The organism is Lentisphaerota bacterium (assembly GCA_016873675.1).
In the GTDB taxonomy this organism is placed as follows: domain Bacteria; phylum Verrucomicrobiota; class Kiritimatiellia; order RFP12; family JAAYNR01; genus VGWG01.
This window is the reverse complement of the sequence record VGWG01000026.1, coordinates 1-16764: the sequence shown is the minus strand read 5'-3', so window position 1 is coordinate 16764 and position 16764 is coordinate 1. Positions and strand designations below refer to the sequence as shown.

The window sequence follows — 16764 nt, the reverse complement described above, 5'->3', positions numbered from 1 at the left end:
TTAGTCACGCGCCACCTCCTGGCGTGCCGTCTGCTCGTCTTCGCGCATCATCTGCCCCAGAATCTTGCGGTATTCCATCGGGAACACCTTGACGAACCGAGGAACGGTTTCGTCCCAAGCGGCGAGCATCGTCGCCGCACGAGCGCTGCCGGTGGCAGCCGCGTGTCGCTCGATCAGTCCGCGCAACTCGGCGATGTCGGCTTCGGAAACCACTTGCTCCAAATCCACCATGTCCAGATTGCAGCGAGCATCGAAGAGGCCATCCTCATCGTAGACATAGGCCAGCCCGCCGCTCATGCCTGCCGCAAAATTGAGCCCGGTGCGGCCGAGCACCACCACGCGGCCGCCAGTCATGTATTCGCAGCCGTGGTCGCCGACGCCCTCTACGACCGCCACCGCCCCGCTGTTGCGGATGGCGAAGCGCTCGCCCGCGCGGCCCGCGATGTAGGCCTCGCCGCAGGTGGCGCCGTACAGCAAAACGTTTCCGGCAATCGTGTGGGCGTCGCCCGACGTGTCGGCGCCCGCTGGCGGCCGCACAACGATGCGCCCCCCGGAGAGCCCCTTGCCTACGTAGTCGTTGGCCTCGCCTTCGAGGATCAGGGTTTGACCGCTCGCCGCCCACGCGCCGAAGCTCTGCCCCGCGACGCCCGTGAAGCGCATGACCACCGTGTCGTCGGGAAGCCCTCGGTGACCGTATTTCTGCGCGATACGGCCGGCAACCTGCGTGCCAACCGTCCGATGCACATTGCGGATCGGCGAGTGGGTCACGATTTTCTCCCCGGCCTCGATGGCGGGCCCGATCTGCTCGAGCAACCGGGCATCCAGCGTGTCGCCCAAATCGATGTGGCGGGGGTTGACGCACCGGGGCGGCGTCCGGGTCTGCGGCCGGTAGAACACGTTACTGAAATCGAGGCCGCGCGCTTTCCAGAAGGTCACCGCTTCGTTGGTCTCCAGCAGATCAGATCGCCCGACCGCCTCATCCAGCGAGCGCAGGCCGAGCGCCGCGAGACGCTCACGGACATCTTGGGCCAAAAACCGGCAGAAATTGACCAGGTGCTCGGGCCGCCCCGTGAAGCACGCGCGCAGCTTCGGGTCTTGGGTCGCTACGCCGACCGGGCACGTGTTCTGATGACACTTGCGCATCATCACGCATCCCATGCAAACCAGCGCGCCTGTGGCGAAACCAAACTCTTCCGCGCCGAGCAGGGCGCCAATGACGATGTCACGCCCGGTCTTAAGCTGGCCGTCGACCTGCACCCGCACCTTGTCGCGCAAGTGGTTGAGCAACAGCGTCTGCTGGGTTTCGGCGAGGCCGATCTCCCATGGCGCGCCAGCGTGCTTGATCGACGTCAGCGGCGATGCACCCGTGCCGCCGTCATAGCCGCTGATCAGCACCCGATCGGCCTCGGCTTTGGCCACGCCCGCGGCGACGGTGCCCACGCCCAGCTCCGAAACCAGCTTGACCGAAACCTCGGACCCGGGGTTGACGTTGCGGAGGTCGTAGATCAGTTGCTTGATGTCCTCGATCGAATAGATGTCATGGTGCGGCGGCGGCGAGATGAGCGTCACACCCGGCGTGGCATGACGAACCCGCGCGATCTCGGCATTGACCTTGTGGCCGGGGAGTTGGCCACCCTCGCCCGGCTTGGCGCCCTGGGCGATCTTGATCTGGAGTTCGCGGGCATTGACCAGATACTCCGTCGTCACGCCGAAGCGGCCGCTGGCAATCTGCTTGATCGCGCTGCAACGGTTGTCGCCATTCGGCAGGATCGTGTAGCGCTCGGGATCTTCTCCCCCCTCGCCGCTGTTGCTTCTGCCGCCAATCCGGTTCATGGCGATGGCGATCGTTTCATGTGCCTCGCGGCTGATCGAGCCAAATGACATCGCGCCGGTCACAAAGCGCCGCATGATGGATGTGATCGGCTCGACCTCCTCCAGCGGCACGGGATCGGCTGCCTTGAACGCAAACATCCCGCGCAAGGTGAACTGCCTGTGCGTCTGGTCGTTGATCAGGGCGGCATACGTCTGGTAGCGCGCGTAATCATTCTCGCGAACGGCCTGCTGCAACGCCGTGATCGTCTCGGTCGTCCACAAGTGGCGTTCGCCATCCTTGCGAAGTTTGTAAAACCCGCCGCTCGGCAGGATCGGCATCTGATCCTGACGCGGTTCGCGGGCGGCGCACCAGCGGGCGTTGGCCTCCGCCGCGATTTCGTCGAGGCCAATCCCGCCGACCCGCGAGGCGGTGCCGGTGAAATAGACATCGACCACGTCGCGGCTGATCCCCAGCGCCTCAAACACTTGCGCGCTACGGTAGCTGCGCAGGGTCGAGATGCCCATCTTGGACATAATCTTGCGCAAGCCCTCGCCAAGCGCCGCGATGTAATTTTCGATAGCCTTGGCGGGCGTGATCGCGCCCAGCCGCGTATCGAGGGCCATCTGGGCGACGGTTTCAAACGCCAGATACGGGTTCACGGCGGTGGCACCGTAGCCGAGTAGCAGCGCCACGTGCATCACCTCGCGGGGTTCGCCAGACTCTACCAGCAACCCCACCCGGGTGCGCAGTCCCTTGTTAATCAGATGACGGTGGACCGCCGCGACCGCCAGCAACATCGGGATCGGCGTCTCATCAGATGCCAGGCCGCAGTCGCTGAGCACCACGATGTTCTCGCCCTGATAAACCGCCGACTCGGCCCGTTGCGCCAGTTGCAGCAATGCCGCCTGCAGAGCCGCGCCAGCGCCTCCAGCAGGAAAGCCGGCCTGCAGCGTGTGTGTGCGGAATTCGCCGCTGTTCAGGTTGCGAATCCGGCGAAGATCCTCGTTGGACAGCACGGGATGTTGCAGCTTGACCAGCCGCGCATGCCCCGGTACTTCGCTGAGGATGTTGGCCGGATTGCCGATGAAGGTCATGAGCGACATCACCAGTTGCTCGCGAATCGGATCGATCGGCGGGTTGGTGACCTGGGCGAAGAGTTGCTTGAAGTAGTTGTAAAGCGTCTGGGGCTTCTCGGAGAAGACGGCCAGCGGCACGTCATGGCCCATCGACCCGACCGCCTCATGCCCCTTGGAGGCCATGGGCTCCAACAGCACGTCGAGGTCTTCACGGGTGTAGCCAAAGAGCCGCTGTCGCTGCAACAACGTCGCGGTGTCGGGTATGATGGGAGCGACCGCGCCGAACAAGCCTTGAATGGTGATCGCGTTCTCTTCGACCCAGCGGCGATACGGGTGCCGTCGCGCCAGAAGACCCTTGACCTCGACGTTTTTCATGACCCGGTGTTTCTGTAAATCGACCACCAGCGTCTGGCCAGGACGGAGCGCGCCCTTCTCGGCCACATTCTCCGGCGCGATGTCCAGAACGCCCGTTTCCGACGCCAGCACGATGAAGCCATCACGGGTCACCGTGTACCGGGCGGGCCTGAGGCCGTTGCGATCCAAGATCGCGCCGACGCATCGTCCGTCCGTGAAAGCCACCGTAGCCGGCCCGTCCCACGGCTCCATCAGCCCCGCGTGATATTCAAAGAACCCGCGCTGATCCGGGCCGATCGGATATTTGGCTCCCCACGCCTCGGGAATCAGCATCATCATGGCATGCTGCAGGGAGCGGCCGCCCCGGTAGAGCAGCTCGACCGCATTGTCGAGCGCCGCAGAATCGCTCCCGCCTGCATCGACAACAGGAAGGATCTTGTGGATGTCAGCACCGAACAGGTCCGAGGCGAGCGCGTGCTCCCGGGCCTGCATCTGGTTCAGGTTTCCCCGAAGGGTGTTGATCTCGCCATTGTGGCCGAGAAAACGAAAGGGCTGAGCCAGCTCCCACGAAGGGAACGTGTTGGTGCTGTAGCGCTGGTGGACCACGGCGACGGCACTCGCGTACCGCGTATCGCTCAGGTCGCGATAAAAGCCCGAGACCTGTCCGCCGGTCAGCATCCCCTTGTAGACGATCGTGCGGCAGGAGAAGCTCGCCGCGTAGAAGACTTGACCGGGCGGCAACAACGGCAGCACCCGCGCCTGAATCTGCTTGCGGACGGCATAGAGCTTGCGGTCCAGCGCCTCCCCGGCCAGCCCGCACCCGTCGACAAACCCTTGCATCACCACCGGACACGTGGCCAGCGCCTGCCCGCCCAGCACCGAGGAATCGGTCGGCACGTCGCGCCAGCCGAGGAATCCGAGCGTTTCGTCCTTCACCACCTCGACGACCGCCGACAGGCATAGCGCCCGGGCGGCAGGGTCCTGCGGCATGAAAAACATCCCCACGCCGTAGGTGTCGGCCGGTGGCAACCGATCAGCGATCACCTCCGTCTTGGCCCGGAAAAGGGCGTCGGGAATCTGCGTTAAAATGCCCGCCCCGTCACCTGTCGCCGCGTCGCCACCCACCGCGCCACGGTGAACCAAATTGCATAACACCGTGATCGCGTCTGTAATGATTTGGTGGCTCGTCTGCCCGTTAATGTTCGCCAGAAAGCCCACGCCACAGGCGTCGTGTTCGTTTGCAGGGTCATAAAGCCCCTGGGCTTCTGGCCTTCGCTGCGCAGGCTGGTCATCATTTGGCATGGGGCGATTCCTTCCGTGTCCGCTCCGAATACATTCTCGTTCACTATCGCACCGCCTGTGCCAATCTCGAACGAATCAACCCATTTCATCGAAATGAAAAAATTCTTAACGAAAACGCATCGCATTGGCGGGAGGTTGAAACAAAATTGTCTCCTTTTCTCGCATGGGAGATACAAAAACGTCTTCTTTGTGATCGATGTGGGAAAATCGGGGAGAACTAACAGCATAGAGGCTCCTGCAAAACCTCGTAAGTGCGGGCGCCCTAACTATTGGCTATTCCTCAACGGCCGCCCAGCCTCCGCCCAGCGCCTTGTAGGCGCGGATCAGATTGCGCGCAATCGCCCCTTCGCTGCCCGCGACAGCCTCGTCGAAGGTCAGCCGAGCCCGCTGGGTGTCGAGCACGCTGTTGAAGTCGATCAGTCCGTTCGCGTAAAGGTCGCGGGCGATCTCCTCCGCCGCGCGTGCGGCGACTGCGGCCTTGACGAGCGCCTCGCGCCGGGCGTGCTCATGCCCATACGCGGCGAGGGCGTCGCGCCATTCGGCCACCGCCGTCAGTACGGTCACCTCGTAGCGCGCCAGCGCCTGCTCTTGTCGGGCGTTTTGGATCTCAATGTTAGCACGGATGGCGCCGCCGCGGAAGATCGGCAACGTGATCCCCGCCCCGGCGGTGGTGAAGCGGCTGCCGCTGGTCAGGAGCGAGCCGCTGGCAAGTGATTCCAGCCCGAGCGCGCCATCGATGCGAAAGGCGGGGTAACGGGCGGCCTGCGCCTCGCCGATCCGGGCGGTCTCGGCCGCCAGGCGGCGTTCGGCCGCGCGGATGTCGGGCCGCCTGCGGAGCAGCTCCGCAGGGACCGCCGCGAGCGCGCGCGGTAGGGCGGCGGGGATCGGGCCGGGCGCGTCCAGCGCCGCGTCCGCTTCGCCCGGCATGGCGCCGACCAGCACAGCCAGTGCGTTGCGCGTCGCCTCCAGGTCGCGCAACAGGGAGGGGATCAGCGCCCGTGTCCCTTCGAGCTGATAGTGCGCCTGCTCGACGGCGAGCTTGTCGCCGATGCCCGTCTCGAACCGCGACTCCAGGATCTGCGCGGTCTCGGCCTGCAGCTTCAGATTGTCGCGCGCCACGCGCAGCCGTTCCTGGTCGGTCCGCAACGTCACATAGTGTGTCGCGATTTCGGCCGCCAGCGAGACCCAGACGCCCTCCTCAGCCACCCACTCGGCCTCCCAGTCGGCGCGGGCCGCCTCGACGGCGCGGCGGCGTCCGCCGAAAATATCGAGCTCCCACTGCGCGTCAAACCCGAGGTGGTAGAGGTCGCCGCTACCCGGCGCGCCGGCCGTGTCGCTGTTGCGGAAGCGGGTGTTGGCGCCGCCTGCATCAAGCATCGGCAGCAGGCCGGAGCGGCTGAGGCGGAGCCGCGCCCGCGCCTCGCTGACCCCATACCGGGCTGCGTCCAGTGTCCGGTTGTCTATCAGGCCTTGCCGAATGAGGCGGGTCAGCGTCGGGTCGTTGAAGGCGTGCCACCAGCTCGCCAACTCGTTGTCTTGCGGCGCATGTCCTTCAATCTGCGGCACCGCCGCCGCAGGCTCGTGCCACTCGGGCGGTTGGTAGTCGGGACCGACGGCGGCGCAGCCTGCCAGCAGGACAACGGCGGCTGGCCATCCGATCCGGACGGCTCTGGTAGCGGAACAGGTCATGGCGTCGTCTCCTCTCCTTCGGGAACCTGCGGCCGGTGGCGTAGCCGTGACCCCTTTTCACGCAGCGCCTGGAAAAGGGCATACAACCCTGGGATCAACAGGATGCCGAGGAACGTCGCGGCGAGCATGCCGGCGAAGACCGTCACGCCGATTGCTCTGCGGCTGGCCGCGCCTGCGCCGTAGGCGTAGACCATGGGCAGGACGCCCAAGATGAACGTGAAGGCCGTCATCAGCACCGCGCGGAACCGCTCGCCCGCCGCCTCGCCCGCCGCTTCGATAATCGAGAGACCCGCCTCGCGCCGCGTTTTGGCAAACTCCACAATCAGGATCGCGTTTTTGGCGGCCAGGGCCACCAGCAGCAACAGGCCGAGTTGCGCATAGATGCTCAGCGGAAGCCCCGCGAATTTGAGTCCTGCCAGCGCACCGGCCGTGGCCACAAAGATCGAGCACATCACCGGCAACGGGATGGTCCAGCTCTCATACTGGGCCACGAGAAAAAGGTAGCCGAAGACGAGCGCGGCGAGGACGAGCGGGAGGGTCTGTCCCGCCGCCCGGCGCTCCTGGTAGCTCAGCCCCGACCACTCCAATCCGTACCCCTCCGGGAGCACCTCGCGGGCGAGCGCTTCGACGCGCTGCATCGCCTGGCCGCTGCTGACGCCCGGCGCAACCGCCGCCACGACGCCCGCGCCGGTGAACAGGTTGTAGCGCGGCAGGAGGCGCGGCCCCGGCGCGATCTGCCAGCGCGCCACGCTTCCCAGCGGCACCATTTCGCCATCGGCGTTGCGCACATGCAGGCGCAGCACGTCGCCGGGTGAGCGCCGGCCCGGCCAGTCGGACTGGACGATCACCTGATTGATCTGGCTTTCCAGGTTGATGTCGTTGACATAGCGCGACCCCAGGTAGTTCTGCAGGGTGGAGAAGACCGAGGAGACGGGCACGCCGAGCATCTCGGCCTTGAGCCGGTCGACCTCGAGGCGGACATGCGGCGTCTGCGCCGAAAACCCGCTGAAGGCGAAGAGGATCTCGGGGGTTTGATTCAGGGCACCGAGGAGCGGGTAGAGCGCGGCTTCGAGTTTGGCCGGATCTCCGTCCTTCAGCGCCTGGAGCCGGATGTCCAAGCCGCCGTTCGCGCCCAAACCGGGGATCGCCGGCGGCACGAAGAAGTTAACCTCCGCCCCCGGGATCGCCCCGCAGCGCCCCTGCATGGCGCCGAGCATTGCCGTCACATGCAGCCGGGGGTCTTGCCGTTCGGCCCATGGCGTCAGCCCGACGATCATCACGCCGACGTTCTCCGCCAAGCCGCCCATCATGCTAAAGCCGGTGATGCCGAGGGTAAAGCTGATCCCGGGCATGTCGCGGATGACTGTCGCGACTTCGGCGAGCACCGCGTCGGTGCGCGCCTTGTTGGCTCCCTCGGGGAGGCGAACGGCGGCGAAGAGCACCCCTTGGTCCTCATCCGGGAGGAACGCGGTCGGGGTGGTGATGAATGCGCCGACGTTCAACAGGACCGACACCCCCAGTAGCAGCGCGGCCAGCGCGACGCGACGCGCCAGCCACCGGGAACACGCGACGTAACCGCGGTTGCTGCTGTCGAGCGTGACGTTGAACCACGTGAGTGGGCCTCGGCGGTGAAGCTTGGGCGCGTCGAGGAGCGTCGCGCACAGCGCCGGACTGAGGGTCAGGGCAACCACTGTCGAGAGGCAGATGGCGGTTGAGAGCGTGACCGCAAACTGCTGGTAAATCTTGCCGGTGATTCCGGTGATGAACCCGACCGGAATGAAGATCGCCAACAGCACGAGGGTCGTGGCGATGATGGCGCCTGTGACCTCCCGCATGGTCTGGAGGGTGGCGGCTTTCCGATCCATCTTGTTCCGCAGCATCAGCAACTGCACCCGTTCGACGACGACGATGGCGTCGTCGACGACCGAGCCGATTGCGAGCACCAGGCCGAAGAGGGTGAGCGTGTTGATGCTGTAGCCGAGCATCTTCAGCACCGCGAACGTGGCGCACAGGGAGACCGGGATCGTGGTCGCGGGAACCAGCGTCGCCCGCCAGTTCTGCAAGAAGATGTAGCACACCAGCACCACCAGAACGAAGGTCAGCGTCAGCGTCGAGACGATCTCGCGGATGCTGGCCCGGACGAACTGCGTGGCGTCGTACGAGACGACGCACTCCAGATCTTCTGGAAACCGCTCGTGGAGCCGGGCGAGCTCAGCGCGGACGGCGTCCATGGCCGTGATCGCGTTACTGCCCGGCTTTTGCGTCAGGGCGAGCGAGACCGACTCGGCGCCGTTAAAGACGCCGCTGAACATGTACGTGCTTTCGCCGAGTTCCACGCGCGCCACATCGTGGAGACGGACCAGCCCGCCCTGGTCGGCGGTCCGGACGATGATCTCGCGGAACGACTCCGGATCGTTCAGCCGACCGCGCGCCTTGACGCTGTAGACCCGTTGTTCGCCACCCGACGCGGGCGCGGCGCCGACTGCGCCGAGCGCAGCCTGAATGTTCTGGCTGCGGATGGCGGCGATCACATCGTCGGGCGAGAGCCCTTGGGCGGCGAGGCGGTCGGCGTCGAGCCAGACGCGCATGCTGCGCTTGGAGCCGTAGACCTCAGCCCCGCCCACGCCGGGAATCCGCTTCATGGCGTTCTTGATGTGATTGTGCGCATAGTCGCTTAAAAACAGCCGGTCATGGGTCTTGTTGGGTGAACGCAGGGTGAGAAAGCCGAGCATGTCCGACGATTCGGTGGTCACCGACAGGCCCTGTTCCGTCACCTCTTTGGGGAGGCGTGGCACGGCCTGCTGCAGGCGATTCTGCACTTTGATCATGTCCATGTCGAGGTCGGTTCCGACCTCGAACGTCACGGTGAGCGTGTACGATCCCGAGTCATCGCAGTCGGAGGACAGGTAGAGCATGCCATCGACGCCGTTCACTTCCTCCTCGATTGGAATGGCGACCGTCTCCGCCAGCTCGGCGGCGCTGGCACCGGGGTACATGGCCCGGACGAAAACCTGCGGCGGCGTCACTTGGGGGTATTGCGCGATCGGCATGTTGCGGATCGACAGCACGCCCGCGAGGGTCATGACGATTGAGAGCACGACGGCCAGTCGCGGCCGTTCGATAAAAACGCGCGAGATCATGAACCGCCCGCTTTCTGGCCGACTGCCGCCTGCACCGGCATGCCGGGACGGATTTTCTGCAGCCCTTCGACGATGACTGGTTCATCGGCCGCGAGGCCGCTACGGATCTCAATCCGCCCGTCGAGCGACGGCCCGGTTTTGACCCGCCGCACCTGCGCCGCACCCTCGGCGATCACGTAGAGGAAGGGCCCCTCGCGGTCGGTCAGCACGGCGGCCTGCGACACGACAGGATAAGGCTTGGCGTCGGCCTTGTCGATCAGCACCGTCACATAGCCATTGGGGACCAGCAGTCCGTCCGGGTTGGCGAAGCGGACGCGCACGGGCAACGTTGCCGTACCCGTCATCATCTCGGTCTCCTCGAAATCGTGTGAACCCGTCATATTGGGAATGGTCCCGGTGGGCAGCCGCAAACGGATGCGCACGGCGGCGGGCATTGCCGCGCCGCCGACGGACTCCCGCAGTTCCAGGTAGTCCCGGTCGGGGACGGAGAAGACGACGCGGATCGGATCGAGTTGGACGATGTGCGCGAGGGTGCCGAGGGAGGGGGAGACGAAGTCCCCGGTGTTCGCGACGGTGCGGCCGATCCGACCGGTGATTGGCGCCGTGATGCGGGTGTGGCGCAGGTCGATCTCGGCCAGCTCCAGCGTGGCCTGGGCCTGTTGCACGGCGGCCTGGCTCTGCAGCAATCCGCTGCGGGCCGCGTCGAGATCGGTCTGTAGAACGCCTCGTGCGTCGGCCGCCTCCAAGCGCTTCAGGTAGCGCTGCGCGCGGTCCAGCTCGGCCTCGGCGCCAGCCAATTCGGCTTGACGCAAAGCGACGCGCGCCTTGTAGATGGCGGACTCGATGGTGAAGAGCGGGTCACCTGCGTTCACCAGCGACCCCTCCTGGAAGTGGACCTTCTCGACCAGCCCTTCGATCTGCGCGCGCAAGCCGACGGACTGGATGGGCTCGACCTGGCCGATGAAGGAGGTGGGTGGATTCAGCGCGGCGAGTTCGGGCGTGTGCGTCACCACAGCCGTGGCCCCGCCGGGCGGCATCATGCCCATCGGCGGCCTGCCGCCACTGGCAGGCGCGCCAGGCATCAGTCCGCGCGCCAGCCATCCCAACGCCAGCAGCGCGACTGCGGTGATTGCCCAACCGGCCCATCGCGCTCCCCTCGACTCCCGTGTGTGCTCGTCCTGTTGCATCATCATCGTCCTTTCCCGCGCTCCGCGCGCAACCCGTCACTCACCGCGCTGAAGCCCTGCTCCAGCACAACCGCCAAATCGACTGCCAGGCAGCGGTTGAGCGCCGCTCGCAGCAGTCCCGTCCACAGTCCCCACAGCACCGCCGTCGCCACACCGACATCCACATCCGGACGGAGCTCGCCCGCCTCGTGCAGGCTGGCCAGGGTGTGGCGGATGGCGAAAAGCGGCCCGGACTCCAGCGTATCAAACCGTTCCCGCACGGGCGCCAATTGGGGTGCCGACCAATCCATGTGCGACATCACGTTGAAAAACTTCCGCGCCTCGGTGTTGCGCACGACCGCTTCGGCCCACGCGACCATGTGGTGCTTGAGCGCCTCGAACGTCGGGGGTTCGGGAAGCTGGCGGCCCAGGTCCGCGACGCGCGTCGCCTCCATGTAAGCGATCATTGCCAGCAGCAGGTCGGGCTTTCCGGTGAAGTGCCAATAGACCGCGCCCTTGGTCAGGCCGATCCGCCCGGCGATTTCCGAGAACGTCGTCTTGAAGTAGCCCTTGTCATGGAACAAGGTGATGGCCACCCGAATAATCCGCGTGCGCGTTTGCGCTGCATCCGCCTTGGTCCGTCTCGCCATTAGCTCCACCCTAACCCGATTGGAAAGATTAACTATACATACCTTTTAGAATGTATGCAAGCGCTGTATTTCGGGCCCAGCAATTCTAATTTATTCTCATTTTGGAGACTCTCCGATCGCGGCATCCCGGGCCGCCGTGAGCTGGAAACTCATCTCCGCTTTGTCGCTGGCTTTGATCAAGACATAGCTTGGCGTCACGCTGATTCCGTCTGTGTTGATATAGAGTTGCACATCCCGCTTGAAAGAGGCGCCTCTGTTCAGCGCGATGGCAAGGGTTGTGCTCGCGCCCTGCTTGAGCGTGCTGGAGGACGGGACGGTGATAGCCACGCGCCTCGGGGCCTCATGCGTGATCGAGCAACTCCGCCGCCAACGCGACACACGCCTGGCACGGCAGAGCCTTCGATGCGCGGATGGCGCGGCACGCGATATGCCCCCCCGACTGCTGCGCAAATTGTTCCCGGATCGTCTCCGCGCGCCCGGCTCCCGCCAGCACACAACTGGCGTGCAGCGCGCCACACACCCCATCGGGCGCCCGGCCCCCGCCGCAGTCGGCAAACTGAGCCGCGTCATGCATGCTTGCCGGATTCTTGGTCTTCCAGGCATGCGCCACGGCTTGGGCACAGTTGCCGCGGCGCTGGCTGTAATACTCGCTGGCTGTCTGTTTCATGGGGTATCGCAGGTCTCCGTCAGTGTTCCGTCATTTTTTGAATTGCGGTAAATCGACCACTCTGAATGTTGAGCGCCTGGGCTTCGGCAAAATACCGGCCCAGCGCGGCCGTGTCGTTGCGCTGTTTGGCCAGATAGCAGAGGTAGAAGAGAATCCGCAGTTTGAGGTCGCCATCGACAGGGCTCTGGGCCTCCTGCGCCTGCGTCCATTTGACGTGGGCGCGTTCAAAGCAGGCCAGCGCGGCGGAGCTGTTATGCATCCGATTGAGGTAAATGCAGCCTGCGTCGATTTCCAGTTCGGCATCGCCCGGATTGTTGCGTATCCCCTCTTCCAGAATGCGAAGCGCCTCGGAGGGACGCCTCAGTTCCTGAGAGATGACGCTGGCGCAGAGCAGATAGGCCAGAACATTCTTGGGCTCAACACGGACGGCGGCCCAGTACCACGGTATCAGCTCCCGAGCCTGCCCCCCGTCCATGTGTCGGTGTCCCGCGATGTGGATGTGCGCATTGATCCAGCTCCACGGATCACGCGGGGGCGCCGCCGGCTGCGCGTCGTGCTCATCCGCATGCGCGTGGTCTGTTTCAGGGAGGGCGAAGTGATTTTCGGCATGGGTTTCGGCATGGGTGCAGTCGGCGATACGCACGCCGCCGTGGAAATACTCGTCGGCTTTCTGGATCATGCCGTCGCTGATCATCCTGCGGGCTTCCCCGAACACCTGATCCAACAGCGAGGTTCCGGCCGTCTGCGGCATTCGGTCGGCGAAGACTCGCGGCAACATCTGGCCCAGCGCCAGGGCGGCAGCAAGGGTCAGCGTGGCAACGGTTATATGGAGGGGTGCACGCATCGCGTCATCAGCACTTCTTGCGCCGGAAGATCCATCCCGCAAGCAGCAGGCAGGCGCCGGCATAGACCACGGCGTAGAGGAGGACGGCGGCGACAACGGACGAGCCGACCGGTCCCCATTCATGAACGACCCGGCGACGGAGGTCGAAAAATTCGACGTGTGGCGCCACCACGTAAATCACCCGGGCCAGTGCGCGAAGCACAGCCGGTTGCGCGGCCGTCATTTCAGGCAGCCGCTGGCCGATAGCGAACATGCCGCCGATGACGATGCCGCAGACCGTCAGATTCGCCGTCGGCGTGAAACAGAACGAACCCAGCAACGAAAAGGCGGTGACGAGTGTCAGAAATCCAACATGCAGAACGAAGGCCTGGCAGAAGACGACTGGAAACCAGAGCCCCAGTTTTGCGCCGGCAAAAAGCCCATAGGCCAGATAGAAACAGCCCGTCGCGGAAACCGAGGCGACCCAGGCGCCGAGGAATTTGCCAGCGAGCAGGGTGGTCCGAGAAACCGGCTTGGCGAGCAGGGGATAAATCGTGCGGTGCTCGAATTCAGGCGGGAACTGGCGCCCCGCCACCGAGAGGGCGATGACGGCGGCCGAGAGCCAGATGAGCAGCAGGGCAATTTCGGAAAGATGGCGCGACGCGCCGCCGACGCCGTACGGCTTGATCGCCGACAGCGGCGCGAGGATCAGCAGGCCGAGCGTGAGCACCAGCCAGACATCTTTGCGGCGGTAGAGTTCGCGCAGGGAAAGCGCGCACAAAGCCGCGAGTTGGCGACAGCAGGTAGTCATGGCTGAGCCTCCGGCGTGTCATGCGTCAAGAGATGCAAGAAGATCCGTTCGAGATTTTGTCCGCCGTCGCCAGCGATGTCGCCACAGGCTCCCAGCCAGACGAGGCGCCCCTGTTTCAGGATGGCGACGCGATCACAGATCAGCTCCGCCTCGGAGAGCTCGTGCGAGGAGAAGAAAACGGTCTTACCCTGATCGCGCAGCGCGAGAATGAGGTCTCGGAAGTGGATGCGGGCGAGCGGGTCAAGCCCGGTCAGCGGCTCATCGAGAATCAGCAGGTCGGGATCCTGCAGCAGCGCCTGCGCAATGCCGGCCCGCTGCAGCATCCCTTTGGAGTAGTGCGTCAGCAGGCGGTCGCCCGCATCGCCAAGGCCGACCAACGGGATCAGTTGCTCGGTGCGCCCCCGAATGGCGGCTGCGGACATGCCGCATAGTCCGCCGTAGAAGCGAAGGAGTTCACGGAGGTTCAGGTAGCGATAATAGTAAGCGGTTTCGGGCATAAACCCGATTCGGCTGCGCGCGGCGGCAGTCACGGGATCGGCGCCGAAGATGCGTACACGACCCGCATCCGGAGCAAAAAAACCGAGCAGCATCTTGATCGTGGTCGTCTTGCCAGCGCCATTAGTCCCGAGGAACCCCATGATTTCTCCGGTCCGGACGGTCAACGACAGATCGGACACGGCCGGAACGGCGCCGAACTTTTTGGTGACCTGCTCAATGGTGATCGCATCCACAGGTAAGCCTCCTCATGCCTGCCTCCGCAAGCGCCTGCCGTCACTGCGCGAGCACCGCCCGCGCCTGAGCGACCACGTTGTCAACGGTGAAGCCGAAGCGTGTGGCGAGTGCCTTATAGGGTGCCGAGGCGCCAAAGGTGTCGAGGGTGACGGTGCGGCCGCAACGGCCGACATAGCGCTCCCAGCCGAAGGCGACACCCGCCTCAATCGCCAGACGCTTGCCGCAGGCCGGATCGAGAACCGTGTGACGGTAGTTCTCGGGTTGCGCCTCGAAGCGCTCCCACGAGGGCATGCTGACCACGCGCACGTTCACGCCGTCGAGCCGTTTCGCGGCCGCGAGGGCGAGTTCGACCTCGGACCCCGTCGCGATGAGGGTGATGTCGGGCGTGCCAGCGCCGTTCTGCCAGAGGGTGTAGGCTCCCTTTTCCAAAAGCGCGGCCGCCGGGTAGATCGCGCGGTTTATCACCTCCATGTTCTGGCGGGTGAGCAGCAAGGCGGTCGGCCCCTCGGTGTTGCGCAAGGCCGCAGCCCATGCAGCGGCGGTCTCCGTGGGATCGGCGGGGCGCAGAACGGTCAAGCCCGGCAGGCATCTCAGGGCCGCGATGTGCTCGACCGGCTCGTGGGTCGGGCCATCCTCGCCGACATAGAAACTGTCGTGGGTGAAGACATAGATCACCGGCAGTTTCATCAGCGCGGCGAGGCGGATGGCGGGGCGGCAGTAGTCGGAGAACACAAAGAACGTCGCACCGAAGACGCGGAATCCGCCGTGCAGAGCGATGCCGTTCATGATGGCGGCCATGCCGAACTCGCGGACGCCGAAGTGGAAGTTGCGTCCGTCGAAGCGCCCCGGCGCAATGTCGCCCATTCCCTTGAGGGCGGTCATGGTGCTGGGCGCGAGATCGGCCGCGCCGCCAACCAGATGGGGAATAGCCGACGCGAGGGCGTTCAGGACCGTTCCCGAGGCGGTACGCGTGGCAACGGCCTTGGCCGGGTCAAAGACCGGGAGGCAGGCGTCCAGGTCAGCGGGAAGCGCACCGGTCATGTGGGCGTTCCAGAGCGCGGCCTTGTCGGGGTGGGCGGCCGCCCACGCCTTGAAGGCGCGGTCCCACGCCTTGGCGGTGCGGCGCATCTTGTCGGCACGGGCCTTAAAGAGGTCGGCGACGTCGGCCGGAACGTGGAAAAACTGATCTTCGGGCATGCCGAGGGCGCGCTTGGTGAGGCGCAACTCCTCATCGCCGAGGGGGGCGCCATGGACATCGTGGGTGTCGGCCTTGTTGGGAGATCCCTTGCCGATCAGCGTGTTGCAGATAATGCAGACCGGCTTGCCGCGGAGCTTCAGCGCCTTGCGGATCGCCTTGTCAATCGCGACCAGATCGTGACCGTCAATTTCGAGGACGTGCCAGCCGTACGCCTTGAATCGGAGCTTGGGGTCGTCGGAGAGGGCCAGGTGGGTATGCCCCTCGATGGTGATGCGGTTGCTGTCGTAGAACAGCACCAGCCGGTCGAGCTGGAGATGGCCAGCCAGCGAGCAAACCTCGTGCGAGACACCCTCCATGAGATCACCGTCTCCGCAGAAGGCAAAGGTACGATGATCGACGGGGTCAAACCCGTCGGCGCCGTTGAAGCGGGCCGCCAGCATTCGCTCGGCGATCGCGAAACCGACGGCGTTGGCGATTCCCTGTCCGAGCGGCCCGGTGGTGGTTTCGACGCCGTCGGTGTGACCGTATTCGGGGTGTCCCGGGGTCTTGCTGTCGAGCTGGCGGAACCGTTTCAACTCGTCCAGGGGGAGATCGTAACCGGCCAAATGGAGCAGGCTGTAGAGGAGCATGGATCCATGCCCCCCCGACAGAACGAAGCGGTCCCGGTCGGCCCAGCGGGAATCGGAGGGGCAGTGCTTCAGATACTTCAGCCACAGCACGGCGGCAACGTCAGCCATGCCCATCGGCAATCCGGGATGTCCCGATTTGGCCGCCTGAACGCCGTCGGCGGCCAGACATCGGATGGTGTTTGCGGCCAGAGAGAGCTGCTCAGGGGTCAGGGTCGCCATAATGGAGAAGTCCTTTCTTTTCGTCTGGATAGAGGTGAAAATCAAGGGCGCATTATACCCGGTTACGAGCTGGCTTTCAGTAAAAAACTTTGGGTGTTTCACTCGCCGGTCGTGCGCGCGTAGCAGATGTTTTTGAAGCCAAGCAAAAAATGAAGAGGATCAGCGCAGGCCCCACATAGTGTCTACCATTGTAACCGAGCCCGCCAACCAGTAGACCACAGACCCGCTTACGCGTATTCCCTGTGGGCATTCGTCGTGTCTATTTCGTTGGCGAGTCAGGCAGGGGCCACCGTCCCTGGCGGACCGCAGGATACTGGAAGCAAACAATCGGTGTCAGCGCGAAGCATCGGGCAGGGCTTACGCACTTTCCCATGGGCATTTTTCATGCTCTGCGGCGCGGCAGGGACGCCGCGCCCTACCTCGCGCTTCGCGCATTCCCGGACACAAGCCCTTTCAGTTTTCCGTTTTCAGCTTTCTGCTTTTCTCATGCGCTAC

General features: G+C 64.8%; 11 protein-coding genes. All 11 read right to left on the bottom strand.

The window, feature by feature from the left end:
- The 11 genes from gltB to tkt all read right to left on the bottom strand — a co-directional run bounded on the left by gltB (nt 1) and on the right by tkt (nt 16269).
- The gene (gene gltB / locus FJ222_05215; GenBank protein MBM4163821.1) at nt 1-4545 is read right to left on the bottom strand and encodes a glutamate synthase large subunit; all 4545 of its coding nucleotides are present in this window, start codon (nt 4543-4545) and stop codon (nt 1-3) included.
- A 273-nt stretch (nt 4546-4818) separates the two neighbouring features.
- A complete protein-coding gene (locus tag FJ222_05210) occupies nt 4819-6234 on the bottom strand; it encodes an efflux transporter outer membrane subunit (protein ID MBM4163820.1) in 1416 nt (471 codons plus the stop codon).
- Nucleotides 6231-9374, bottom strand: a complete 3144-nt coding sequence (locus tag FJ222_05205; GenBank protein ID MBM4163819.1) for an efflux RND transporter permease subunit — start codon at nt 9372-9374, stop codon at nt 6231-6233. The genes FJ222_05210 and FJ222_05205 overlap by 4 nt, the downstream gene beginning before the upstream one ends.
- Nucleotides 9371-10567 (bottom strand): efflux RND transporter periplasmic adaptor subunit, encoded by a 1197-nt coding sequence (locus FJ222_05200; GenBank protein ID MBM4163818.1) that lies wholly within the window; start codon nt 10565-10567, stop codon nt 9371-9373. The genes FJ222_05205 and FJ222_05200 overlap by 4 nt, the downstream gene beginning before the upstream one ends.
- Nucleotides 10564-11190 carry a TetR family transcriptional regulator gene (locus tag FJ222_05195; GenBank protein MBM4163817.1) on the bottom strand — a complete coding sequence of 209 codons (627 nt, stop codon included), beginning with the start codon at nt 11188-11190 and terminating at the stop codon, nt 10564-10566. The genes FJ222_05200 and FJ222_05195 overlap by 4 nt, the downstream gene beginning before the upstream one ends.
- A gap of 96 nt (nt 11191-11286) precedes the next feature.
- Nucleotides 11287-11517, bottom strand: a complete 231-nt coding sequence (locus tag FJ222_05190; protein MBM4163816.1) for a hypothetical protein — start codon at nt 11515-11517, stop codon at nt 11287-11289.
- Between the two features lie 13 nt (nt 11518-11530).
- On the bottom strand, nt 11531-11857 hold the full coding sequence (locus FJ222_05185) for a hypothetical protein (protein ID MBM4163815.1): 327 nt from the start codon (nt 11855-11857) through the stop codon (nt 11531-11533).
- 19 nt (nt 11858-11876) lie between these two features.
- Nucleotides 11877-12701, bottom strand: a complete 825-nt coding sequence (locus tag FJ222_05180; protein MBM4163814.1) for a hypothetical protein — start codon at nt 12699-12701, stop codon at nt 11877-11879.
- Nucleotides 12702-12708: 7 nt separating this feature from the next.
- On the bottom strand, nt 12709-13491 hold the full coding sequence (locus FJ222_05175; GenBank protein MBM4163813.1) for an ABC transporter permease: 783 nt from the start codon (nt 13489-13491) through the stop codon (nt 12709-12711).
- Nucleotides 13488-14222, bottom strand: coding sequence for an ABC transporter ATP-binding protein (locus tag FJ222_05170; protein ID MBM4163812.1), 735 nt, complete (start codon nt 14220-14222; stop codon nt 13488-13490). The genes FJ222_05175 and FJ222_05170 overlap by 4 nt, the downstream gene beginning before the upstream one ends.
- 40 nt (nt 14223-14262) lie before the next feature.
- Nucleotides 14263-16269, bottom strand: coding sequence for a transketolase (gene tkt, locus FJ222_05165; GenBank protein MBM4163811.1), 2007 nt, complete (start codon nt 16267-16269; stop codon nt 14263-14265).
- Nucleotides 16270-16764 lie beyond the last annotated feature (495 nt).

What these genes read in the sequence shown, in the direction of transcription:
- gltB (MBM4163821.1), bottom strand. Translation starts at nt 4,545, where the DNA reads ATGCCAAATGATGACCAGCCTGCGCAGCGAAGGCCAGAAGCCCAGGGG.
- FJ222_05210 (MBM4163820.1), bottom strand. Translation starts at nt 6,234, where the DNA reads ATGACCTGTTCCGCTACCAGAGCCGTCCGGATCGGATGGCCAGCCGCC.
- FJ222_05205 (MBM4163819.1), bottom strand. Translation starts at nt 9,374, where the DNA reads ATGATCTCGCGCGTTTTTATCGAACGGCCGCGACTGGCCGTCGTGCTC.
- FJ222_05200 (MBM4163818.1), bottom strand. Translation starts at nt 10,567, where the DNA reads ATGATGATGCAACAGGACGAGCACACACGGGAGTCGAGGGGAGCGCGA.
- FJ222_05195 (MBM4163817.1), bottom strand. Translation starts at nt 11,190, where the DNA reads ATGGCGAGACGGACCAAGGCGGATGCAGCGCAAACGCGCACGCGGATT.
- FJ222_05185 (MBM4163815.1), bottom strand. Translation starts at nt 11,857, where the DNA reads ATGAAACAGACAGCCAGCGAGTATTACAGCCAGCGCCGCGGCAACTGT.
- FJ222_05180 (MBM4163814.1), bottom strand. Translation starts at nt 12,701, where the DNA reads ATGCGTGCACCCCTCCATATAACCGTTGCCACGCTGACCCTTGCTGCC.
- FJ222_05175 (MBM4163813.1), bottom strand. Translation starts at nt 13,491, where the DNA reads ATGACTACCTGCTGTCGCCAACTCGCGGCTTTGTGCGCGCTTTCCCTG.
- tkt (MBM4163811.1), bottom strand. Translation starts at nt 16,269, where the DNA reads ATGGCGACCCTGACCCCTGAGCAGCTCTCTCTGGCCGCAAACACCATC.